General features: G+C 62.3%; 21 protein-coding genes and 1 other RNA gene. 18 read left to right on the top strand and 4 right to left on the bottom strand.

All coding sequences use genetic code 11. From position 1 onward, the window contains the following. Positions 1-109 precede the first annotated feature (109 nt). From SFU85_03600 to ssrS, 7 genes are all read left to right on the top strand, one after another. Positions 110-703, top strand: coding sequence for a peroxiredoxin (locus SFU85_03600; GenBank protein MDX6765853.1), 594 nt, complete (start codon positions 110-112; stop codon positions 701-703). A gap of 121 nt (positions 704-824) precedes the next feature. Then, entirely contained in the window at positions 825-2,087 is a 1,263-nt protein-coding gene (locus tag SFU85_03595; GenBank protein MDX6765852.1) for an ABC transporter permease, read from the top strand. Positions 2,088-2,102: 15 nt separating this feature from the next. Continuing rightward, on the top strand, positions 2,103-2,771 hold the full coding sequence (locus tag SFU85_03590) for an ABC transporter ATP-binding protein (GenBank protein ID MDX6765851.1): 669 nt from the start codon (positions 2,103-2,105) through the stop codon (positions 2,769-2,771). Next, positions 2,768-3,640: a branched-chain-amino-acid transaminase gene (ilvE, locus tag SFU85_03585; GenBank protein MDX6765850.1), complete on the top strand. Its 873-nt coding sequence runs from the start codon at positions 2,768-2,770 to the stop codon at positions 3,638-3,640. Before SFU85_03590 ends, ilvE begins: the two co-directional genes overlap by 4 nt. Then, entirely contained in the window at positions 3,640-4,182 is a 543-nt protein-coding gene (locus tag SFU85_03580; protein ID MDX6765849.1) for a UvrB/UvrC motif-containing protein, read from the top strand. The genes ilvE and SFU85_03580 overlap by 1 nt, the downstream gene beginning before the upstream one ends. Positions 4,183-4,476: 294 nt before the next feature. Beyond that, positions 4,477-6,777 carry a phenylalanine--tRNA ligase subunit beta gene (pheT, locus tag SFU85_03575; protein ID MDX6765848.1) on the top strand — a complete coding sequence of 767 codons (2,301 nt, stop codon included), beginning with the start codon at positions 4,477-4,479 and terminating at the stop codon, positions 6,775-6,777. A 19-nt stretch (positions 6,778-6,796) separates the two neighbouring features. Continuing rightward, positions 6,797-6,973, top strand: a non-coding RNA gene (gene ssrS, locus SFU85_03570) — 6S RNA. Between the two features lie 3 nt (positions 6,974-6,976). Here ssrS and SFU85_03565 read toward each other — a convergent pair. Together SFU85_03565 and SFU85_03560 are read right to left on the bottom strand one after the other, a co-directional pair. Then, on the bottom strand, positions 6,977-8,158 hold the full coding sequence (locus tag SFU85_03565; protein ID MDX6765847.1) for an aldo/keto reductase: 1,182 nt from the start codon (positions 8,156-8,158) through the stop codon (positions 6,977-6,979). A 35-nt stretch (positions 8,159-8,193) separates the two neighbouring features. Further along, complete coding sequence (locus SFU85_03560; protein MDX6765846.1) at positions 8,194-9,105, bottom strand: hypothetical protein; 912 nt, start codon at positions 9,103-9,105, stop codon at positions 8,194-8,196. 259 nt (positions 9,106-9,364) lie between these two features. Here SFU85_03560 and SFU85_03555 point away from each other — a divergent pair, with 259 nt between their 5' ends. The 5 genes from SFU85_03555 to SFU85_03535 are packed head-to-tail and all read left to right on the top strand — an operon-like array spanning position 9,365 to position 15,049. Further along, a complete protein-coding gene (locus tag SFU85_03555; GenBank protein ID MDX6765845.1) occupies positions 9,365-10,255 on the top strand; it encodes a penicillin-binding transpeptidase domain-containing protein in 891 nt (296 codons plus the stop codon). 59 nt (positions 10,256-10,314) lie between these two features. Continuing rightward, the gene (lysS, locus tag SFU85_03550) at positions 10,315-11,766 is read left to right on the top strand and encodes a lysine--tRNA ligase (GenBank protein MDX6765844.1); all 1,452 of its coding nucleotides are present in this window, start codon (positions 10,315-10,317) and stop codon (positions 11,764-11,766) included. A 35-nt stretch (positions 11,767-11,801) separates the two neighbouring features. Beyond that, positions 11,802-13,184, top strand: a complete 1,383-nt coding sequence (locus SFU85_03545; protein ID MDX6765843.1) for an MFS transporter — start codon at positions 11,802-11,804, stop codon at positions 13,182-13,184. Then, on the top strand, positions 13,181-13,852 hold the full coding sequence (locus tag SFU85_03540; protein ID MDX6765842.1) for a lysophospholipid acyltransferase family protein: 672 nt from the start codon (positions 13,181-13,183) through the stop codon (positions 13,850-13,852). The genes SFU85_03545 and SFU85_03540 overlap by 4 nt, the downstream gene beginning before the upstream one ends. 24 nt (positions 13,853-13,876) lie before the next feature. After that, entirely contained in the window at positions 13,877-15,049 is a 1,173-nt protein-coding gene (locus tag SFU85_03535) for a hypothetical protein (GenBank protein ID MDX6765841.1), read from the top strand. Here the strand turns inward: SFU85_03535 and SFU85_03530 are convergent. Continuing rightward, the gene (locus tag SFU85_03530; GenBank protein ID MDX6765840.1) at positions 15,027-15,575 is read right to left on the bottom strand and encodes a hypothetical protein; all 549 of its coding nucleotides are present in this window, start codon (positions 15,573-15,575) and stop codon (positions 15,027-15,029) included. The genes SFU85_03535 and SFU85_03530 overlap by 23 nt on opposite strands. A 68-nt stretch (positions 15,576-15,643) precedes the next feature. On the opposite strand from SFU85_03530, the gene SFU85_03525 reads away from it, so the two are divergent. Together SFU85_03525 and SFU85_03520 are read left to right on the top strand one after the other, a co-directional pair. Further along, positions 15,644-16,375, top strand: coding sequence for a M14 family metallocarboxypeptidase (locus tag SFU85_03525; GenBank protein ID MDX6765839.1), 732 nt, complete (start codon positions 15,644-15,646; stop codon positions 16,373-16,375). A gap of 5 nt (positions 16,376-16,380) precedes the next feature. Then, positions 16,381-17,400 (top strand): bile acid:sodium symporter, encoded by a 1,020-nt coding sequence (locus SFU85_03520; protein MDX6765838.1) that lies wholly within the window; start codon positions 16,381-16,383, stop codon positions 17,398-17,400. A gap of 160 nt (positions 17,401-17,560) precedes the next feature. Here SFU85_03520 and SFU85_03515 read toward each other — a convergent pair whose 3' ends face one another. Next, complete coding sequence (locus SFU85_03515) at positions 17,561-19,612, bottom strand: fibronectin type III domain-containing protein (protein MDX6765837.1); 2,052 nt, start codon at positions 19,610-19,612, stop codon at positions 17,561-17,563. A 147-nt stretch (positions 19,613-19,759) separates the two neighbouring features. On the opposite strand from SFU85_03515, the gene SFU85_03510 reads away from it, so the two are divergent. Genes SFU85_03510 through SFU85_03495 form a run of 4 tightly spaced genes read left to right on the top strand, consistent with a single transcriptional unit; the run spans position 19,760 to position 22,933 of the window. Continuing rightward, the gene (locus tag SFU85_03510; protein MDX6765836.1) at positions 19,760-20,596 is read left to right on the top strand and encodes a hypothetical protein; all 837 of its coding nucleotides are present in this window, start codon (positions 19,760-19,762) and stop codon (positions 20,594-20,596) included. 58 nt (positions 20,597-20,654) lie between these two features. Next, the gene (locus SFU85_03505) at positions 20,655-21,431 is read left to right on the top strand and encodes a transporter substrate-binding domain-containing protein (protein ID MDX6765835.1); all 777 of its coding nucleotides are present in this window, start codon (positions 20,655-20,657) and stop codon (positions 21,429-21,431) included. A 16-nt stretch (positions 21,432-21,447) separates the two neighbouring features. Next, entirely contained in the window at positions 21,448-22,212 is a 765-nt protein-coding gene (locus SFU85_03500; protein MDX6765834.1) for an amino acid ABC transporter permease, read from the top strand. Continuing rightward, a complete protein-coding gene (locus tag SFU85_03495) occupies positions 22,202-22,933 on the top strand; it encodes an amino acid ABC transporter ATP-binding protein (GenBank protein MDX6765833.1) in 732 nt (243 codons plus the stop codon). The genes SFU85_03500 and SFU85_03495 overlap by 11 nt, the downstream gene beginning before the upstream one ends. Positions 22,934-23,067 lie beyond the last annotated feature (134 nt).

Below are 23,067 nucleotides of genomic sequence, written 5' to 3'. Positions count from 1 at the left end.
TTATCGGAGGGCGTCGCCCATTCCCGTTTGAATCGAACCGACAGCAGGGGCCGAGTGGGGTGGATTTTTTGGCCTTCCCAGGGGGGAGGGGAGCGAATAAACCTAGCCCATGACCACGAGTGTTCCGACGGAGAGCAAGATCCACCTGGGTGAGAAGGTTCCGGACTTCGAGTTGTTGGCCTACACGGACGACCGGATCGAAATCTTCAAGCTGTCGCATTTTTGCGGTCGTTGGTTGGTCCTGGTTTTTTATCCAGCGGATTTTTCCATGGTATGTCCGACCGAGCTGGCCGAATTGGCCGAGCGCGCGGCGGACTTCGAGTCTAACGGGGTGTGCGTGGCCACGGTCAGCATGGATTCGGTCTACGTGCACAAAGCGTGGAAGCAGGGCGACATCCGATTGCAGAAAATAAAATTTCCCATGATCTCGGATACGGGCGGGGAACTGAGCCGTTTTTTCGGCACCTACTGCCCGGAACAGCGCATCAGCCAGCGCGGCACCTTTGTCATCGATCCGGATGGGGTGCTCAAGTGCCTGGAAATGCAGGACAACTCCATCGGCCGCAATGTGGATGAATTGTTGCGGAAGATCGACGCCCTGCAGTTTGTGCGGGAAAACCCCGGAATGGTGTGCCCGGCCAGTTGGAACAAAAAACAGGAAGCCATCCGGGTGGGCTTTGATACGGGCAGCTTGCGGTTTTGATTTTCGCGCCTCCCGGCCCTTCCGCTCCGTTTGGAGTGCTTTCTGACGCCGGGCCGACCTTCATGAGGGAGGATCTCTCCCCCTTGCCAGAGGGCGTCTCCTCGGGCAGCTTCTTCTACACATGACCGTGGTCCCGCACCGCTGGGTGGAATTGCACCTGGCCCTGAAATTTCTCCGCCCCAAACGCAGCTACGTCTCGGCCATCACCATCCTTTCCCTCCTGGGCGTGCTGGTCGGGGTGGCCGTGCTCATCGTGGTCCTTTCGGTCATGGAGGGCTTTGAACGGCAGTTGCGCGAGAAAATCGTCGGCTTCAACGCCCACGTCACTGTGACCAACTACGGCCTGATGCGCGACTACCGCGAAGTCATGGACCGGGTGGCCAGGGAGCCCGGGGTGGTTGCGGTCACCCCGTTCATTCTCGGTCCGGTTCTGGTCGAATCGGGCGGGCGCGTCTCCACACCGTTCATCAAGGGCATCGACCCCAGCACCCACGAGGCGGTCATTCCGATGAAAGGCCGGCTGGTCGCGGGTGAATGGATCCTGGGGCCTGACTCGGTCATCGTGGGCGACGAATGGGCCCGCCGCAACCAGGCCTGGGTCGGGGACAAGATCCTGGTCTATTCGCCCCGCAATCTTTCCCGTCTCCGCGGCCCGCGCCAGTCGGGTGATGATAGTTACTATCTGCCCTCCGAGTACACCATCCGCGGGCTCTTTTCGACCGGGTTTTTCGAATATGACTTCAACTTCCTCATCCTGGGCTTCTCCGAGGCGCAGCGGTTGTATGCCATCGACGATGCCGCCCATGGTCTGGCCATCCGGCTGGAGCACGCGCTCCTGTCCGATGGACTCAAGCAACGGCTCAATCGCGACCTCGCCCCCCCCCTGACCGCCGTCACCTGGATCGACCAGAACCGCACCCTGGTCCAGCAGGTGGCGGTCGAGCGGCGGGTGATGTTTTTCATCCTCCTCTTCATCATGATTGTGGCGGCCTTCGGCCTGATGAGCACGCTCATCACCGTCACGGTGCAAAAGACCCGGGACATCGGTCTGCTCAAGGCGCTGGGCGCGCGCAACGCCCAGGTGGCGGCGGTCTTCACCCTGTATGGTTTGGTCGTGGGGGTGGCCGGTTCGGTTCTCGGCGTGGCGGCCGGTTTGGCCCTGGTTTCCTACCGGAACCCATTCAGCGGATGGCTTTCCAGCACATTCCGCATCGATGTCTTTCCGGCCGAGATTTACCACTTCCTGGAAATCCCCGCCGTGGTGGACCCGCCCACGGTCTTGATCATCGGCTGCTGCGGGGTGGTCCTGAGTACACTGGCGGCCCTCATCCCCGCGCTGGCGGCCGCCCGCATCGACCCCGCCCGGAGCCTTAACAACCCATGATCAACCCATGATCCCATGATCCGCCTGGAAAACATCCACCATGCCTACCCCATCGGGCGGTCCGGTTCGCTGCCCGTCCTGCGCGGCATCGACTTGGAAATCCTGCCGGAACAGTCCCTGGCCATCCGCGGGGCCTCGGGCTCGGGCAAATCCACCCTGTTGCAAATCCTCGGCGGACTCGACCGTCCCACTTCCGGCCAGGTCATCGCCAACGGCCGCGACCTGGCAGGCCTGTCCCCCGGCGCCCTGGCCCGCTGGCGGGGTCTCCAGGTCGGTTTTGTTTTCCAGTCCTACCACCTCATGCCCGAACTCGATGTTTGGGAAAATGTCGCCCTGCCCGCCTGGCTGGCCGGCCTGGACCACACCGCCCGGGCGCGGGAACTCATCGACGAAGTGGGCCTATCCGACCGCCTCCGCCATCGTCCGGGGGAATTGAGCGGGGGCGAGCAACAACGGGCGGCCCTGGCCCGGGCCCTGGTGAACGACCCGGCCCTGGTCCTGGCCGACGAGCCCACCGGCAACCTCGACAGCGAGAACCGCGAGATCGTGCTCAAATTACTGCTTGATTTGACCCGGCAAAGAAAGAAGGCTCTTGTGCTCGTGACGCACGACATCGAAGTGGCCGCCCGGGCTTCCCGTGTCTTGGAACTGCGCCACGGAATCCTGACGGAAAGGCAGCAGTGAAGATCTACATCGACGGACAGTTTTACGCCAAAGAGGACGCGAAAATCTCGGTTTTCGACCACGGGTTGTTGTATGGCGACGGCGTTTTCGAAGGCATCCGCGCCTACCACGGACGTGTCTTCCGTTTGGACGAACACATCGACCGCCTGTTTGATTCCGCCAAGGCCATCCTCCTGACCATCCCGATGGACCGCGCCGCCATGGCCCGCGTGGTGGTGGACACCTGCCGTGAAAGCAACATCCAGGATGGCTACATCCGCCTCGTGGTCACCCGCGGGGTGGGGGACCTCGGCCTGAATCCGAACAAATGCCCCAAGGCCACCGTCTTCTGCATCGCCACCGGCATCTCCATCTACCCCCCCGAGGTCTACCAGAAAGGCCTCAAGATCATCACGGCTTCGACCCGGCGAATCGGTCCGGCCTCGCTCAGCCCGGCGATCAAATCCCTCAATTATCTCAACCAAGTCCTGGCCCGCATCGAGGGCAACCTGGCTGGTGCGGACGAACTCATCGTGTTGAACGACACCGGTCATGTGGCCGAATGCACCGCGGACAACATCTTCGTCATCAAGAAGGGCCGCATCCTGACCCCGCCCATCTCCGCCGGGGCTTTGGGTGGCATCACGCGCCGGGCCGTCATGGACCTGGCGGAAAAGGCGGGCACCCCGATCCTCGAGGCCGAACTGACCCGCTACGACCTCTGGGTGGCGGACGAAATTTTCCTCACCGGCACCGCGGCCGAGGTCGTGCCGGTGCGTGAAGTGGACGGGCGGACCATCGGCGATGGCAAGCCCGGTCCGGTCACGCAGCGCTTCACCGCGGCCTTCCACGATTTGACCCGCAGCACGGGCACGCCTATAGTTGGTTGATGGGCGCCGCGGGCGGCCAGACCCACGGAAGCCTGATGCATTGCGAGCGTTGCCAGAAAGATGCGGCCAAGGTGTTCCTCACCCAGATGGTCGCGGGGAAACTACAGAAGATCGATCTCTGCGAGAAGTGCGCGCGTGAACTGGGTGTGACCAGCAACGAGCCCTTCGCCCTGGCCGATCTCCTGCTCAAGAGCGCCAGCATCGAAAGCGGGGAAACCCCGCCGAATTTTACCGGAGTGGCTGGTGAGGATGATCCCGGGCCCTGCCCGCAATGCGGTTGCACCCTGGGCGACGTGCGCAAGACTGGACGCCTCGGCTGCGCCACCTGTTATGTCCGCTTCAGTGCCTTCATTGGCGAAGCGGTGGAAAACATGCAGAAGGGCCCGCTCCACCACGGCAAAATCCCCTCCCATGTCCCCCCGGGTCCCCCGGCCCGGCGCCAGGAACTGGAACAAGAACTGGCCCGGGCCATCCGGGCCGAGGACTACGAGGAAGCGGCCCGCCTGCGCGACCGTCTGCGTGAACTCGGTGCCACCGTCTAGCCCGCACCGTTCCCTTCGCTGAACGAAGGGGAGGGAGCGCCCTTATCCCGAATCCTTTTCGGTGGGCGAAAAAGTGCCTTACGGGAGGGCGAAACTCCCGCTGAGCCGCCCTTGGAAGAAGGCCTCAAACCGGCCCGGCAGAGCCTCGCCCTCCCGTTGAGGCAACCCATCAGCCCCCGCAACCACGGGCACGGAACATCCATTTTCAGCATCCAGAATCCCGACTCCTTCAGTCCCCCGTTCCCCAGACACGCCGCTTGTCAGCCTGCCATCTTCGGGCATTCTTTTCTCCCTATGAAAGTGGCCCTGAGCTGGTTGCGCGACCATGTCGCGTGGGATTGGAGCACCGATGAATTGGTGCAGAAACTCACCATGAGCGGCACCGAGGTCGAGGCCGTCCACGCCACCGGCTTTGACCGCGACGGATTTGTCGCCGCCAAAATCCTGGCCAGCGTGCAGCACCCCAATGCCGACCGCCTCAGTGTCTGCCAGGTGGACGACGGTTCCGGCCAGCCCCGCCAGATCGTCTGTGGGGCCAAGAACTACCAAGTGGGCGACGTCGTTCCGCTGGCCCTGCCGGGCACGGTCATGCCCGGGGGCTTCGAGATCAAGGACTCGAAGCTGCGGGGCGAACGCTCCAGCGGCATGATGTGCTCGGCCAAGGAACTGGGCCTGGCCGAAGACGCCGAGGGCTTGCTCATCCTCGACCCGGCGGTGGCCCCCGGCACCCCGGTCAAATCCCTCTTCACCGGCGACACCGTGATGGAATTGGAAGTCACCCCCAACCGGGCCGACCTCCTTTCCTACCGCGGCCTGGCCCGCGAACTGGCCGCCCTCGGTGCCACGCCCAAACCCGCTGCCCCCGTCCGCAACTTTTCCAATCTTCCCGCCTCCTCCGATTGGTCGCTGCAGGTGGAAAACCCCGATCGCTGCCCGCACTACGCCTTCCGCGTACTCAAAAACGTCCAGGTGGGTCCCAGCCCCGAATGGCTCCGCCAACGGCTGGAATCCATCGGACTCCGTGCGGTCAACAACGTCGTCGACATCACCAACTTCGTCCTCTTCGAACTGGGCCAGCCCATGCACGCCTTTGACGCAGACAAGTTCCAGGGTCGCACGGTCCATGTCCGGCAGGCCGGGGAAGGGGAGAAACTCAAGGCCATCAACGCCCGGGACTATCTGCTCACTCCCGACGATCTTGTCATTGCCGACGCTTCCGGGCCGGTGGCCATCGCCGGGGTCATGGGCGGCCTGGAAACGGAAGTTTCCGCCGCCACCCGGACGATCCTTCTCGAATGTGCGCGCTTCCAGCCGGCCGGTGTCCGCCGCACCTCGCGCCGCCTCCAGTTGCTCAGCGATTCTTCCTACCGATTCGAAAGGGGTCTCGATCCGCGGCTGGTGGCTGCGGCCCTCGACCGTGCCACCGAACTGCTCATCGAAATCGCGGGGGCGGTCTGCGACAGCCTGCCGGCCGCCAGCCAGCCCACCCCGGCCGTTGAGGACCGGATCCTGCCGCTGTCCCCGGCCTCCATCACGCGGGTGCTCGGCTTCCCGGTCGAGCCGGCCCGCGTCAACGCCATCCTGACGGGTCTTGGACTGACCCCTGCCGCCAGCCCCTCCGATCCGGGTTGGCAGGTGCCCAGTTACCGTCCCGATCTGGCGCGCGAGATCGACCTCATCGAGGAAGTGGCGCGCATCGTCGGGCTGGACCAAGCCCCCTCGGCACTTCCCCCCGGAGTCGCCACCCACGGCCCGGCGGACAAACGCTACGACTTCGAACGCGCCCTCAAACACCATCTCTGCGCCCTGGGCCTGCATGAGATGGCCAGCACCACCTTCACTCCGGCATCCCTCCCGGTCGAGTCCGAAGCCGTGGCCATCCTGAATCCGCTCAACGAAGACAATGCCCGTGTGCGGTCCAACCTTCTGGACACCCTCCTGCCTTGCGTGCGTCACAACCTCGCCCACGGCAACACCACGTTCCGCGGCTTCGAGATCGGCCCGGTGTCGCGCCGCACCGGCAAGGGTTCGGAGGAAGAACGCCGCCTGGCCATCCTCCTGGTGGGCGACGAACGTCCGGCCCACTGGACCGAGCCGGCCCGCCCGGCTGATTTCTTCACCCTGCAGGGAGTGGTCGAAGCCCTCCGCACCGCGTTTCCGGTCTTGGGCCAGCCGGCCTTCATGGGCGACGTCCCGGCCGAGCGCCGCAAGGCCCACGGACTCAAAGCGGTCGTCTATGCGGCGGAGTGGACACTGCCCGCCGAAACGGCCACGCCCGCCCCGCGTTACCAGCCCCTGCCACAGTTCCCCGCCGTGAAGCGCGACCTTTCCTTCGTGGTCGACCGCAGCGTCAGCCAGGCCAGCCTGTCCGCGGCCATTCGCGGTGCCGGGGTCAGGGAATTGGAGACGGTGGAATGCTTCGACCTTTTCCAGGACGACAGCGGGGCCAAGCTGCCCGCAGGCAAGAAAGCCCTGGCCTATGCCTTGACTTATCGCTCACCGGAGCGAACGTTGGGAGAGAAGGACGTCAATGGCTGGGAGAGCGCCATCATCCAAGCGGTGGCCCAGAAAGCCGGCGGTGAACTTCGGAAGTGAATTTTCCGGTCTTTGAAAGATTTCCCTGCGGTGTGCGTGTGACGGTGGACATCCCTTCGGCCGATGCGTCATGCATGAGACATGGCGTCTGCCCCGGCCGTCAGGCCTTCGCTGGAAGGCGATAACGGGTAGCGCTCGTCTCTTTTTTACTCAAATGGGTAGAAGGGTAACCTCCTAACGGCACCGCGGGGACCTTTTTTCAGGCGCTGCTGAGGCGCTTCTTTTCTTCGCCGATCAACATCGTGTGGGCTTCGGCGAGGATGGCGACGATGCGTTCGCGGTAGGGGCTGTCCTTGAGGCAGGGCAGGAGGTTGTGTTCGGCCAGAGTGGAGGCATTGAGGCCGGGGAACCAGTGGCCGCCGTTGCCGAGCAGGTTGTAGCGCATTTTGGCGAATTCGACGAGGTCGAGGGCTTTGGCATAGTTCCAAAGGCGGATGATTTCCCAGATGTTGATGTGCCCGGGGACTTGCTCCCATTCGGGGATGCCTTTTTCCCAGTCGCGCAGCCAGTCTTCACCGAGGGATTCCTTCATGGCCTGGCGGAGCCGCCGGTCGATGGGCGGGACGAGGGTTTCCGCCTGGTCGAAGAGTTCGAGGGCCTTGATGTGTTCGTCGAAGTCGGAGGGGCGGGCGGCACCGATGCTGAGGGTGTGAACTTCAGGACGCTGGAGACAATACAGGTCGTTGAAGACCATGGGGGAGAGGGGATCGCAGAGGCGGACGAGTTTGTCCGGGGGTTCGTAGAGTTTTCCGCCCTTGTCGTTGGGGCTGATGATGAAGACGCCCATGTCGAGGCGGGTGGCGTCGAGGATGGCGGGCCAGTTGCGGTCGTTGACCCAGTACCAGTGGAGGTTGACGTAATCGAACTCGGCCGTGTTGATGGCTTCCTGGATGACATCGAGGCCGGCGTGGGTGGAGAAGCCGAGGAAGCGGGCGCGGCCTTCCTTCTGGAGCTGGCGGCCGATTTTGAGGCAGCCCTGGGCCAGGACCGTCTGGTTCAGGAGTTCGCGGTTGTTGATGCCGTGGAAGGAAAGGAGATCGACGTATTCGAGGCCGAGGTAGGCCATGGATTTTTCGAAGGTGGCGAGGAATTCCTTGGGATCGGCGAAGGGGGAAACCTTGGTCTGGACGATGAGTTTTTCGCGGGGGATTTTCGGAAGGACCCAGCCGAGTTGCATTTCGGAGGTGCCATAACCGCGGGCGGTTTCGATGTGGTTGATGCCGAGTTCGAGGGCGCGGTGGATGGTGCGCTCGAGGTTTTCCTGGTTGGCCTTGGGGATGTCGGCCGGCGGGACATCGGTCCACTGGTGCTGGTAGCGCATGCCTCCACAGGTGAGGACGGGCATGGAAAGTTCGGTTCTTCCGAAGCGGCGGTGGAGCATGACGGGAGCTTAACAGGAAAGCCGGAAGCCGCGAGTCAAAGTTGGAATTCGACGCCCTCGCCGGAAAGGATGGTGTCGATGATGCTGTCGCGCTCTTCCTCGGTGAGCTGGACGCTCATTTTCTGGATCGAGGAGGCGACGAGCATGGCGATGGCGGTGCGGGCGGTTTCAGTCGGCCCGGTCCCGAGCAGGGCGGGATCGATTTGAGGGGCGATATCGAGGAGGATCAGTCGGCGGAGATCGGGGGTGAGGGGTTGGCGTGGGGCTTCGGTTTGTCCGATGGGACGGGTTTCCACTTTTTTCCCGCTCTCATGCTCATCCGCCGCCTGGGTTTCGAGGGGTTTGGAAGGAGGGGGAAGGGAGTTGGTTTTGATCGGCGGCGTGACGGCCTGGTTGAGTGCCGAGGGCAGGGGGATGCCCATGGCGCTGCTGATGGCCTCGATCAACTGGCGCAAGAGGGCCTCGTCGATGGAGATGGCGTCGACCCGGATTTTTTCCAGGACCAGGATGTAAACGGCCTCGGAAAGTTGGGCCTCGCGTCCGGGTTCGAAGAGGGCGTTCCCGAGGTGATCGGCGATGTAGGGGGCAACATGTGAACGCAGCGAATCCACCGTCCAATGGGTGGGTGGAGCGGAGACCGGGCGCTGTGGTGGAGTGAGGCGGTGTTCTGAGAGACCGGCGATGGCGCCTTCGACCCATTGATCGAGGACGGAATCTTCAATTTCCACCTTCTCCAGCGCGAGCTTCTCCTGAAGGTGGTGGTAAATCTGAAGGCGGAGCATCTGCTCCTTGCCGGGATGGAAGAGGTCGAGCGTGAGGTGCTGGGCCACCGAGGCGAGCAACTTTTTTCTCAAAGGTTCGAGATCGGCCATCGTCGTTTGGGCTTCGGGTGAAGGATCGTTCCATGGGAAGTCATGGAGGTGTCCACCTGTTCTTGTGGGAAACATAGGTCCACGGACCTGTAGCGGGAAGTGATTTTTTCAGGGTTCGCTCTGGAAAAACGCCTCATCCATAACGGGTGCTGCTTGCGTTACTCACGGAGTTGATTTATACACAAGTTGTTGTCCGGCAGTAGATTACGATTGAACATCCGGTATTATTGGCAGCTTATTCACAGTCACCTAAGTGCTTGATGTGCGGGTAATTACAAAATGATAACGGACGAGAGAAAGCCGTTATTCGCAATCGTCGCCATGAACGGAAATCGTGCTTGATGTGTCGCGGCAGAAGTGCGGCGGGATTGTGGTGGCGCAGCAGCCGAGTAGGATCGATGTCATGCAGGAAGCGCGACGGATTCCGGTTAAAACGAAAAGGGGAATCCTCGGGTGGGGGTTGAGCGGGCTGTTGGCGGTGGTGGGTGCGTTCGGCGCCCAGGCGGCCGATCCCGCGGTCTTGGTGCTGACTTCAACGCGTGAAGACCGGGCTCCGCATGTGGAGGGTCCGAAGGAACGGATCGATACCGGAGTCTGCTTGGCATCGACGTTCAAGGTTTTTCTGGCCTGGGTGGCCCTCGAAGAGGGGCTGGCAGGGCCGGATACCCGGCGGGTTTGCACGGATGCGCATGTGCCGGGATCGCCGAGGGAACTGAACCTGCACCAGGCCATGTTTTACTCCAGCAATGATTACTTCCTCCAGCTCTTCGCGCGGTTCCCGCAGAAGAAACTCGACGCTTATCTCCTGCGTAGTGGATTGATAGGTAGCACCGTGCCGCCCGGTTGGCTGGCCGCCTCCGGCCGGTTGGTCTCGGGAGGGGGATTGTTGGTGAGCCCGGCGGCCAACCACGAGTTCATGCGCCGGGTGGCATTCGGCCAGCTGGCATCCTCGCCGGCGGTCCAGCTTGACCTGGAGGCAGTGATGCGCTGGCCGGGGCCCGGGGGTGGGAAGGCACCGGTTTTTTATGGCAAGACCGGGGTGTATGGCGGGGCCGTCTGGTTCAATGGCTTCGCCGACGAGGGCACCCGCCGGGTTTGTACGGTCCAGCTTCCCGGGTCCGTGGCCGAGCGTCCGCGGGCGGTGGCCGCGTTCTACCGCCAGTGGGGTCTGCTATGGGAGCCTTCCTGGCAGGATTGGCTCGAACCCCGTCCGAAGGGACCTTGAACGGCCGGGGGAAAAGGGTTGCCCGCCGGGTTCCATCTCCTTACCTTCGTCAGCTCGCTATGGAAGAACCGAATGCCCTCCTTGCCTTCCGGCACGAGAAGATGGAAAAGCTCCGCGCACTGGGCGTGGATCCGTTCGGCCGGGCTTTTCCCGGCACGGAATCCTCCGCTTCGATCCGCGCGGCCTTCAGCGAGGGCCGGGCGGTGCGCTTTGCCGGTCGGATCCTTTCGCACCGCGACATGGGCAAGAGCCACTTCATGCATCTGGGGGACGACACCGGGAAGCTCCAGGTTTACATCCAGACCAAGACCCTGGCGGAGGTTTCCCAGGAGACGTTCAAGCTGATCGACATCGGGGACTTCATCGGGGTCGAGGGCACGCTCTTTGTCACCAAGACCGGGGAGCAGAGCATCCACGTGACGGCGCTGCATTTTTTGACGAAGTCGCTGCGTCCGCTTCCGGACAAGTGGCACGGACTGACCGATGTGGAGCAACGCTACCGCCAGCGTTACCTCGACCTGGTGAGCAACCGTGAAGTCAAGGACACTCTGACGGCGCGGGCACGACTGGTGAGGGAAACCCGGAATTTCCTCGAAGCGCGCGGTTTTCTGGAAGTGGAGACGCCGATGATGCAGGCCATCGCCGGCGGCGCCGCGGCCCAGCCCTTCAAGACGCACCACAATGCCCTGGGCATCGATCTGTATCTGCGCATCGCCCCCGAACTCTACCTGAAGCGTTTGCTGGTGGGTGGTTACGAGAAGGTGTTTGAATTGAACCGGAATTTCCGCAACGAAGGCATATCACGGCGGCACAATCCGGAATTCACCATGCTCGAGGCCTACTGGGCCTATGCCGACTACGAAACCATGGCCGGTTTGGTCGAGGAATTGATCTGCCATCTGGCCCAGTTGCTGAATGGCAAACTGGAGGTCTCGAAGCGGATGGACGGGGCGGAAGAGCCCGTGACGGTGAATCTGGCCCGGCCCTGGGCCCGGAGAACCTACCGCGACTGTATACGCTCCGTGGCCGGTGGGGATTGGTTCGAACTTTCGGCCCAAGAGCGACGGGAGCGGGCGGTGTCATTGGGGGTCGAGATCATCCCCGCCCTGGAGGATTTCGAGGTCACCAACCAGGTGTTCGAGAAGTTGGTCGAGGCCAAGACGGTGGATCCGTTGTTTGTCACCCATCTGCCGAAGGAACTGGTGCCATTGGCCAAGCAGAACGCGGAAGATCCCTCGGTGGTGGATGTGTACGAACTGATCATCGGCGGGCAGGAGATTTCGCCCGGATACAGCGAACTCAACGATCCGGTGGTGCAGCGGCAGCGGCTCTTGGAGCAGGCGGGGGCGGAAACGCAGAAGCTGGACGAGGATTTTCTGGCCGCCTTGGAACAGGGCATGCCCCCGGCGGGAGGGTTGGGACTGGGGATCGACCGGCTGGCCATGTTGTTGACCGGGGCGGAGTCGATCCGCGACGTGATCTTTTTCCCCCTGCTCAAGCCCCGTGACTGAGGCGAGGGCGGCCGGTGCCGCCGCCGACCGAGCCCATGCAACTGCCCGCCCCCCAGGCCAATCCGCAGCAGTCCGACGGCCTTCCGGAGGGGATCCACCATGCCTATTGGTTCCAGGTCTTCAACTCGGCCTCGTTTTCCATCGTTCTGGGCATGCCGATGGTGTTGTATTTCAAATCGTTAGGTGCCAGCGCCACCGTCATCGGGATTGTCCAGGGCATGCCCGCGCTTCTGAACATCCTGCAGATACCGTCGGCCCGCTATGTCGAGCGGACCGGTTACCGCACCTTCGTGCTGCGGGGCTGGACCCTGCGCAGTTTCTTCATCATCGGGATGATCGGGGTGGCTTGTTTGCCTTCATGGGTGGACGCCATGACGCGTGTGGTCCTGGAGTTGCTGCTGCTGCTGGGCTACAATACAAGCCGGGGCATTTCGGCCTGCGGCTGGCTGCCCTGGATCACGCAATTGATCCCTGAAAAGGCGCGTGGGCGTTACATTTCGATCGACCAGACTTTCGGCGTGGGCGCCATCGTTCTGACATCGATCTTGGCCGGGCTTTATCTGGCCGGGCACCGCGGGGGGCACGGGTTTGCCGTGGTCTTCGCCGTTTCCTTTGCCGCGGCGATCGCCAGCCTGCATTTTCTCAAGCGGATTCCGGACGCGCCCATTCCCGAGGAGGAACGATCTCGATCTGGAGAACCGGTGCCCTGGCGGGCGATCTGGGGATACACCCCCTTCCGTCGCATCGTGATGTTCAATTCGGTGATGATGGGTGGCTGGGCCTGCGGGGGGGTTCTGGTCGTACCTTTCCTGAGGGATACATTCCAGGTGAGTGATTCCGCCTTTCTTTACCTCAATGCGCTCTGGGGCGTGGCCTACATGGGTGCGGTGTTTTTTTTCGGCAACAAGGCGGGCCATGTCGGCAACAAACCGATGCTGGTGGTGGCCCTGTGCTGGCAACTGGTCCATTTCACTTCATGGGGCCTGATTGCCGCACGCATCATTCCCTACCATTGGGCGGTGCTGGCCCTGCCGCAGGTGACCTGGGCCCTCAATCTGGCCCTTTTTTCGCTGGCCAACACCCGCCTGCTCATGGCCACCGTTCCGGTGATGGGAAGGAGCCATTTCTTCGCCCTGCACAGCGTGGTGACGAGTTTGGTCGCGGGCCTGATGCCGTTCTTCTGGGGAATGTGCATCGATGCGGTGGGTTCCTGGGAAGCGGTGACCGGGGATGTTCATTGGAACCGGTTCAGTCTCTTTTACCTGGTGACCCTCGGTGTGGTGGCGCTGTCGTCTTTCTATCTGGCCAGGATCGAAGAGCCCAAGTCGATGCCGCCCGATGTTTTTTTCAATGAGTTTTTCATCCGCACCCCGGCCCGGGCCCTGTCGCGGATTTTCCAGAAACGGTGGATGTCATGAAGAAAAAACTGCTCAAGCACATCCTGCCCCGCCTCTTGAAGGGTGTGGCCCCGGCTTTGATCCGTCTCTTGTGTTCGACCCTGCGTTTCCAGATCGTCGACAACCACGGGTTGTTGCAGGTGCGGGACCGTCCGCCGGTACTCTTTGTTTTCTGGCACAACCGCATCCTGGCCATGCCTTACATCCAACAACGCTTCAATCCCGGACGCAAATTGACGGTCTTGATGAGCAAAAGCCGGGATGGTTCGTTTATTTCCGGCATCGCCGCCCGTTTTGGCATTGATGCCATCCGGGGATCCTCTTCGAAGGGGGCCGTGGCCGCGCTCCTGGCCATCCACCGCCTCCTGCGCCTGGGCGGGGTGGATTTTGCCCTGTCCCCCGACGGTCCGCGCGGGCCGCGTTACCAGGTGCACAACGGCATCCTGCAACTGGGGCGCAAGACCGGTCTGTCGATTGTGCCCATCACCCCCCACTACAGTTCGTTCTGGGAACTGCAGACCTGGGATCGGTTCCAGATTCCGCGGCCCTTTTGCCGCTGCCGCATCCTGGTCGGCCGGCCTATCCAGGTGGGGGAAAGCAGTGATGAGGCGATTGCAGAGGAAATCCAGTCGGCCATGGCCGGTGTTTACTCCGACCCATTGACGGATGGTCCCCACACGATAGTTTGAGAGAGAAAGCCTGGCAATCGCCCCATGGAACGACGCAGAACATCACGGCATTCCCGCCGTTCATCCCCAAGTCCCGGAATCCCGCTTTTTTCCAAGGGCAAACCCCACAAAAAGCGCAAATCGGCGGTCCGCCTCGACCTTTCCGACTCATCCAGCAGCGGATCCGTCGTGCTGAGTGAGCGGTCGAATCTATGGGCCCTGGTTTTCACCGTTCTTTTCATCTCCGGGCTGTCCACCTATCTGGTGGTGGACAACTGGCCAAAGATCGTCGACTGGTGGAACCATCTGGGGGTTCCTGGCGAGGAACAGGAAGTGGTCCAAGTTTCAGGCGACCTGCCCCTCCAGGCACCGGCAACCGCACCGGCAACTTCGACGCCCGCCCCTGAATCGCCCGGGCGATCCCGCACGGCCCTGGCGATGGAATTCAAACCCAAAGCGCTGGCCGAGGCCTTGCAAAAAGCATCACTGGCCCTGGATGCGGCCAAATTCGGAAAACATGAAGAGGCGCGCCACTTGATCGACGAAGCCTATCAATTGGATCCCACCTTCGTGGGCTGGTGGTATCTTTCCGGGCGAGTGGCCAGCCAGGCGGGGGACCTGGTGCGGATGCATTCCGACCTTGTCGAATCCATCCGCCGGGAAGAAGTGGTGTTGCCGAGCATCCTGATGATGGGCGACCTGGGCAGTCTGGCCGGGCAATTCGATTTTGCCGCGGCGCAATACAAGCGGGCCCACGAGTTGATACCGGAGGAACCCTGGTTTTTGGTCCGCCTTTCCGTGGCCCTGAGGGGGAAGGGGGACACGGCGGGTGCGATCCAGGCGGCCAAGGCGGCGGCCCAACTGCCCAACGCCTCCTGGGCCCTGGCCTGGCAGCATTTGGCCGAACGAGAAGCCGGCGGCCCGGCTCCGGCCGATTTGGCCGCCGCCCTGGCTGGGAATACCACCGGGAACCGCGCTTCCTGGTGGTGGCTGGCCGCGGTGGAGGCAGGTCGGTCGGAGCAGCGGGAAGAAATGGAACAGGCCCTCGTTCATTTCCGTGAAATGGCCAACGATGATGTCTCCATCTGCGTGGCCATCGATCCCTGGTGCCGGCGGTGGGCGCGCGAGGCGGAATGGGCGGACAAGCTGCCCGGTTACCCCGGTCTTCCCCGCGAACGGGTCGACGATTTCCGTGCTAGGGTTCCGGCAAACCCTTGATTCGGGCGCGGATCGTCTTTTCCACTTGTTCGGTCAGGGCGTCGAAACCCTTGACCGAAAGGTCCGGTAGAGTGGGTCGGGGGCTGTAGGCCTGCTTCAGTCCGAAAATCACGATGGCGGCGACGAGCAAGGCGGCCAGCCAGGAAATGAGACTCGTCGGATAACTGCTGCGGAAACAAAAACGCGTGAAAGGCACGACCATGAGCAGGAACGCCATGGACGTGCCGATGACCAGGCCCGGTATCCGGTAAATATGGGCCGTGAGCAGGGGCACCAGATACAGATGGAGCAGGCCGTACGTGGAGAGCAGTCCGACCAGGCAGAATGCGGCGCAGAACAATCCGACCCAAAAGGAATTGAACGGTGCGCCGCCAAATCCATGGGCCTTGGCCAGGGCGAGGCCCAGCATGAGCAGGCCACCGAAGAAGTACAGCAGGAAGGCCTGGTGGGTTGCTGGCTCGAAGAGCAGGAACGTGAGGGCTTCCCAGATGTGCAGAAGCAATTCGTCGCGGTTGATCCCGGTCATGGCCCAAGACAATCGCAACCGCGACGGAAGTCAACCCCTGCTTGCGCCACACCGGGGATTGCTTTGTAATGTCCACCATGCTCGATGTCGCATTACTGGAGAAGTATTGGCGCGAGGGTCCTGATGGGTGGGAGCCCCTGGAGGCCTCCGGCTTACCGGCTTTCCGGCGGTGCGCAGGCAAGGGAGCCCCGCGTCTTTATCTTTCCGCCGGCATTCATGGCGACGAACCGGCCGGGCCGCTGGCTTGTGCGGAATGGATGCGGGATGCGGGGTTTTGGCAGGATTGGGAAGTCTACCTTTTTCCCCTTTTGAACCCGCGCGGCATGCGATTGGGCACGAGGGATTCGCCCGAGGGGGTGGATCTGAACCGGGACTACTTCCTGGCCCGCACACCGGAGATTGCCGCTCACCGTCAGGCGCTTGCACGCCTGCCGCGCATGGATGTGGCGGTTTGTCTGCACGAAGACTGGGAGGCACGGGGGGTGTATCTTTACTACCTGCATCCGGACCAGGAGACCGACCGCGCACGCCGGGTTCTGGAATCGATGGGCGGGATCATTCCGATCGAGCAAGCGGCGGAGATCGACGGGCGGGCCGCCGAACGGGGCCTGATCCACCGCAGGGCCGTGGATTTCGAGGGAGAGCTGTGGCCGGAGGCCGTTTACCTGGGGCAGCATCTGGCCGGGCCGGTTTTCACCCTGGAAACGCCATCGTCCCACCCCCTGCCGGACCGGGTGCGGGCCCACCGCGCCGGAGTGTCGGAGATCCTGCGCGTCTTCCACCCGGGGAGAATGGCGTGAGATTGATGTTAGAAAAATGGCGTGGTGCCGCGACGTCCCTGCGGCCGTTGTGGAAGTTTTTTGCCGGACTCGCCGTCACGCTCGGGCTGGCGCTGTTTCTTCCCGCGTGGGGTGCTCCCGGTGGTTGGATGCATCCCGGAATCAGCGGGGGCTGGGCGGTGGCCTTGATTTTCCTGATCCAGGGCCTGCTGCTCCCGGCGCGCGAGGTGGGGAGGGGGCTATCGGCCTGGCCGGTGCACGTGTTCTGTCTGGTCTGGATGTTTGTCGTTTTCCCGTTGATGGGTGCGATGCTGGTCGCACTGGCGGGAGCGACGCTGGAACCGGTGCACCGGGTGGGCTTGATGTTCCTGTGCTTCTTGCCGACCACCGTGGCCACCAATGCGGCTTTTTCGTCCCGTGCCGGTGGGAATGCCGCCGTGGCCCTTTTCAATATTGTCGTGGGCAACATCGCCGGCCTGTTCATCGCACCCGCCGCCTTGGTTTGGTTGTTGCACCAGGACGGCGGGGTGCGGGTTCATCCGGCACCCCTGGTGAACACCATCCTGTTCCAACTGGTTCTTCCCTTTGCGCTCGGGCAGGTGTTGCGGACGAGGCTGGCGGGTTGGGCGGCACGCCATCAGTCGTCATTGCGCGAGTCCGGATCGGTGTTGATCTTCCTGATCATTTATTTCTCGCTCTGTCGTTTGTCGGCGGATGGCCATGGGACGTCATCAGGCGCCGCACTCGGCTGGTTGGTCGGGCTCACCCTTGGACTCCTGGGGGTGGGGAGTTTTCTGTGCTGGCGGGCCCTGGGTTGTTTCCACTGGCCCCACGACCTGCGCGTGGCCGCTTTTTACGCCGCCTCCCAAAAGACGCTGGCGGCGGGCCTGCCCATGGCGGGAGCGGTTTACGCCGCAGCGCCACACGTGGCGGACCTGCCTCCCCTGGCGGTGCTGGCTGTCCCATTGGTGGTGTTCCACATCGGGCAATTGGTCCTGGGGGCGTTGCTCATTCCGGTTCTCGCCCAAGGAGGAGATAGGCCCTAGAGCATTTGGCATTTAATCTGCCACTCGTTCTCAGGCTCTTTGTCCTTATCCTGCTCTCAATGGGAGAGAACGAGTAAGAGAAACGAGTTGAAACCAGTGTCAATCAAACGCAAACCGCTCCAAGGGTGGAACCGGCATCAGAAATGGGTGGGTTCCACGATCAAGGGGCCGAGGCGCGGGTGATGCGCAACTGCAGGAAGCGTCGGAGGGCGGCAGTGATGTCCTGGATGTCGGTGACGGTCACCGGCCCGGCCGTGTTTTCCACTCCGGTCGAAGTCCAAATGGGGGTGGTCCCCCAGTTGGCCAGGTCCGGGGAGGCCCAGATTGCGTAGACCAGGTCGGCGTCGGCGATGCGCGGGAAAGAGACCTTCAATCGGCTGGGATCGCTCACGAGCGCGAGAGGACTGGCCGTGGCCGGATCCAGCGGACTGGAACCCGTGGCATATTCGACGAGATTGTCGAGGCCGTCGCCATCCGGATCGGACGAATCGCTGCCGTTTCCGGAGTTGGAGCTGTTGCCGAAATTCACCAGCCTCCAGTTCTCCAGCAGTGTGAAAGTTGTATTCGACGTGGAGGCCGAGGGGGAATCGCCCGCGGCCTTGGTGGCGTAGATCCGGTAATAGTAAGTCGTGCCGGCGGCGAGCCCGGTGTGGTCATAAGAGGTGCTGTTTGCCGAGAGGGTGGTGAGGACGGAATAGGTGCCGTTGGCGCTGGAACTGTTTTCAATCCGGAAACCTGTTTCATCAGACGAGGCGTCGGTCCACTGGAGGCGGAGGGAGCTGCTGGAGAGAGGGATGGCGGAGGCGTTGGTGGGGGCATTGGGTTTGGGGTTGGCGGCAAAGTTGAAGGCGAGGGCGTAGGTTTCGGCGTTGGAGGTCCGTCCGGTGAACGGTTTGTAAACCTGCAGGCAATACCGCCCGGCGGGCAGGGAGGGGAGGTACAAGTGCTCCACGTTGTTGACGGTGCTGTTGCTGGTGGCGACCAGGGTGTTGTTGACGGTGTTGTAAAGGAAGAGGTCGAGGTTGTTGATGGTGGTCTGGCCATTCTGGCGATGCCAGACCAGGGTGGCGGTGGCGTTGAAGGTGTTGCTACTGGCGCTGGGCAGGTTGAAAAAGTAATGATCGGTGACGTCCTTTCCACCTGCGGTGGTTATGGTGGTGAGGGTTTGCTGGTTCCACCCGTTCAACGTGGTGCTGTTGTTGGTGTTGTTGACCGGAAGGTGGGAACTGCCGGGGCTTGTTTGGTTGCCCGAGGATTGGGGCGTCTGGCGGCCCCCATTGAGGGTGAAATAACTGTTGTAGACGTTCAGGACACCAGCCCCGAAGCGACGGTCCAGGGGTTCGCTGCCGGTGCGGGTCCAATTCGATGGTTTGACCGCACCGTTGAGGAGGAGGGCTTTGATCGTGCGCGGATCCGAGGCGGCGGATGCTGTGCTGTTGCCGCCGTCGTTGCGCAGCGCGGCCTGGCGCAGGATGGCCGCGCTGCCGGAGACATAAGGGGCGGCGTAGCTGGTGGCGAAACTGGGAGCCGCCAGATCAGGCTTGCTGCGTCCGTCGGGCGTGGGTCCGACACTGCTGTTGTTGGTGATGCTTCCGTAAGTTTCGGTCAGACCGACGGAGATGCAGTTGAACATGGTGGATGGCGGGGAAAACGTGTTGGAGGTATCATTCACCCCGTTGACAAAGAGTGTGGAGTAACGGTCCGCGTAGTGGTCGTAAAGCTGTTCGAAGGTGCTGTTGCTCGTAGAGTTGAAGACAAAGCTTTGGTTGACGATCGGGGTGGAGATGTTGGTTTGGGCTTGGATGATGCCGCCTCCTCCGATGAAGTAATTGGCTTCGAATGACCGGACCGCGGCGACGCCTGTGGAAACACCGAATTGAGTGGAGTAAAATTGATATCCGACACTGGTGGCGTGACCGGATTCCAATGTCGCGTTGTAGGAACTGCCCGTGGGGTAGGGGGTGCTCGCACTGAAAAAACTGAAAAGCGATGTGTTCAAGCCGGAGACATTGGGGTTCGGTTGCCATCCCCCGTTGGTTTCTGTTGCCTCGACCATGGCCACGGCCACCCCGTTCCCGGTCAGGGTGGAGTCATAGGCCCGGAGGGCGGTGACACCGATGGTGTCGAGGTCGGTGGCTTGCAGAGGGGTGAGTGCAATGGCGAAAAGCCCGGCCAGCAACGTCCCACCACCAGCCGAGATAAACCGGGCCATGCATCATGATAAGGTCCTGCGGCGATTCTGGCAAGAATCGGAGTGCCCATCCGGGCCGTCGTCAGCCGTTTTTCACCCTTCCGCCCGTGGAAGGCCGGAATAATCCGGACTATTGCCCGCAGTCGGCCTTTGCGATAGAGTGACCTGATGTTTCGACTGCGTGTTTGGGGGTTCTTGTTTGCGGCATTGCTTTCCCCTGTGGCGGGGCAAGCCCAGGTGCGGGTGATTCTTTCCGCGGAGAAGTCCACCTTTCTGCTTTTCGAAGCCTTGCCGCTTTCGGTCAAACTGACGAATGCCTCCGATGAGCGGATTGTGCTCAACAACGACGGAGGCCGCCCGTGGTTGTCGTTCATCATCCAGGGCGCCGACCGGCGGGTGGTCCGCACGGAATCCAAGCTGGAAACCGAGCCCTTGGTCCTTGAACCGGGATCGTCGCGAATCCTCACCTTCGACCTCACGCCTCATTACGCCATCCGGGACTCCGGACAGTACTCGGTCCAAGCCTCGGTGGCGATCCCCGGCGGGCGGTCCTTTTTGACCGACGCCCTCGTTCTCAATGTGGGCAAGGGTGAAGTGATCTGGACGAAATCCTACCAGGAGGCGGGTTCGCAGCGGGTGGTTTCCCTGATTCGTTTCATCGACAAAAAGGACTCGTCACTCTACCTGCGGGTGGAGGAGCCGAGGGAGAACCTGGTTTACACCACATTCAAGCTGGGCCGGGTGATTTCCTACACCACACCCGAGGTGCGGATTGACGCATTCCGCAACATCCACGTCCTCCACCCCGTTGGGCCGAGACTCTTCCGCTACACCCAGACCGATGCCAACGGACAGATCGTGCGCCAGGAAGACCGCGAAGTGCAGGGATCTCTGCCGCCAGCCTTGCAGGCGCGCGACGACGGACGGGTGGAATTCGTTGGCGGTCGGAAAATGGACGTGGCCAACGAACGTCCCAAACTATCCGAGTTGCAACAGGGTCTTTGAGGGGGGCGCGTCCTTCCGCGGCTCTTGCCTTGCGCGCGTCCGGGATTAGGCTGCGTCCATGCATCAACCGGGCCTGATGGTTTTCCTGTTTGCGCTCACCGCCGGCACCGGGTTGGTGGCCGCACCGCCTTTGCGCGTGGGCATGGAGCTTTCCTATCCCCCTTTTGAAATGACCGATGAACAAGGCCGGCCGACCGGGGTCAGCGTCGATATGGCCGCCGCTTTGGCCAAGGAACTGGGTCGCACGCTCGAGATCAGCAACATCGCCTTCGACGGCCTCATTCCTTCACTCAAAACCGGTAAAATCGACCTGATCATTTCCTCCATGACGGCGAACGAGGAACGTGCCCGGTCGATTGCCTTTTCTGATCCCTACCTGACCACGGGTCTGGGGCTTTTGGTGACGCGCCATTCGACTTTATCCGGGGTGGGGGCCCTGGACGAAAAAGGTCGCCGGGTGGCGGTCAAGAAGGGCACGACCGGCCATCTCTACGCGGTGAAGCATTTCCAGAAAGCCGATTTGTTGATCTTCGACAAGGAATCGGCGGCGGTGCTGGAAGTGGGGCAGGGCAAGGCGGACGCGTTCATTTACGACCAGATGTCGGTTTACCAACAAGCCGTGAAAGACCCCTTGAAACTGCGGGCCCTGCTGGCCCCGATCCAGACGGAATCATGGGCGGTGGGGTTGCGCAAGGGCGACGAACCCCTGCGCGCCCAGGTCAACGCCTTCCTGGCCAAATTCCGTGCCGACGGGGGCTTCACCCGCCTGGGGGACAAATACCTCAGCGATCAGAAGAAGGCCTTCCAAGCCCAGGGGATCCCGTTCCTGTTTTAGGGCATCCAACACGGGGATGAAAAAGGTAACCGGGGAATCGTCCGTTTGGGTGCATGCGGTTTCCTTTGCCGCCGCCGTGGTCTTCTTGGCCCTGTTGTTAGGTTGGTCGTTCCAACAGGGGAATCATGAATGGAATTGGGCCGCCCTCGCTCCCTATTGGCCCAAGTTTGTCCGGGGCTGGTGGGTGACGCTGGGAGTCTCCGCCGCCGCCATGGTTTGCAGTGTGGCCGTGGGGCTGCTGGCCGCCCTGGCCCGCAGACAACCGTTCCTTCCGCTCCGCTACCTCTCCCTCATCTACACCGAGGTCATCCGCGGGACACCGCTGTTGGTGCAGATCCTGATTTTTTACTACGTCATCGCCGACAGTTTCGGCCTGGAGAACCGTTACGTCGCCGGGGTCCTGATCCTGTCTCTCTTCAGCGGCGCCTACCTGGCGGAAATCTTCCGTTCGGGCATCGAGTCGGTCCCGGCGTCGCAGATCGAGTCGGCCCGGGCCATCGGTCTGGGACCGTGGCAAATCTACCGGCTGGTCATCTTCCCCCAGGCCCTGCGCCAGAGCCTGCCCCCGCTGGCCGGACAATTCGCTTCGCTGGTCAAGGATTCTTCCCTTCTTTACGTTATCTCGATCCAGGAACTGACGTTGAGCGCCCAGGAGGTCAATTCCTTCACCTACAGCACGCTGGAGTCCTACATCCCGCTCGCGGTGGGTTACCTCCTCATCACCCTCCCGCTGACCGCTTGGACCCGGTCGTTGGAAGCCAAGGCGGCCTATGAAACTTGAAGTGCGCCAGGTGGACCGCTCGTTTGACGGTGTCCCCGTTCTGCGCGGGGTGACCTTCGTCGCCGACGGGGTGCGTTCGCTGGTTCTGCTGGGTCCCTCGGGCAGCGGCAAGTCGACACTCCTGCGCATCCTGGCCGGTCTGATGCGGGCGGATGATGGACGGGTGCAGATCGATGGACAGGAAGTTGGGGGGGGTGAGGATGTGCTCCGGGCCTACCGTCGCCGCATCGGCGTGGTCTTCCAGGGTTACAACCTCTTCCCGCATTTGAGCGCGTTGGAGAATGTCATGCTCCCCTTGCTACACGTGCACGGATGGTCGAAGGCTGATGCCCGAAAGCGGGCGGATGGACTCCTCGACCAATTCCGACTGCGCGACCACGGGCACAAGAAGCCGGGCCAGTTGTCCGGTGGGCAGCGCCAGCGGGTGGCCATTGCCCGGGCCCTGGGCCACCGGCCGAAGTTGCTCCTGCTCGACGAACCGACCTCGGCCCTGGACCCGGAAATGGCCGCCGAGGTGCTGGGAACGATTGAGATGCTCCGCAAAGAGGAGACGGATTTCATCCTGGTGACCCACCAGATCCCCTTTGCCCGGCGCTTTGCCGACCAGGCGGTCTTCCTGGCCGAGGGCAGGGTGGTGGAATGCGGGCCGGCCGCGCGGGTCCTGCACCACCCGGACAGCCCATTGCTGAGGGAATTCCTGCGCCAACACGACGAGTATTAGAAGTCATCTCAAAAATAGGGCAAGTCCGCGTTGCGAGTGCCACCGGCCCGAACCCGAGGAGGAACGACCGAGCATATATGAAGTATATACGTGAGGAAGTGACGACGAAGGGAGCGGGTCGGTGCCGCCGCAAC

The sequence above is a fragment of the Candidatus Methylacidiphilales bacterium genome (genome assembly GCA_033875315.1).
In the GTDB taxonomy this organism is placed as follows: domain Bacteria; phylum Verrucomicrobiota; class Verrucomicrobiia; order Methylacidiphilales; family CAZTYG01; genus JANRJG01.
This window is presented reverse-complemented; position numbering and strand designations above follow the sequence as displayed.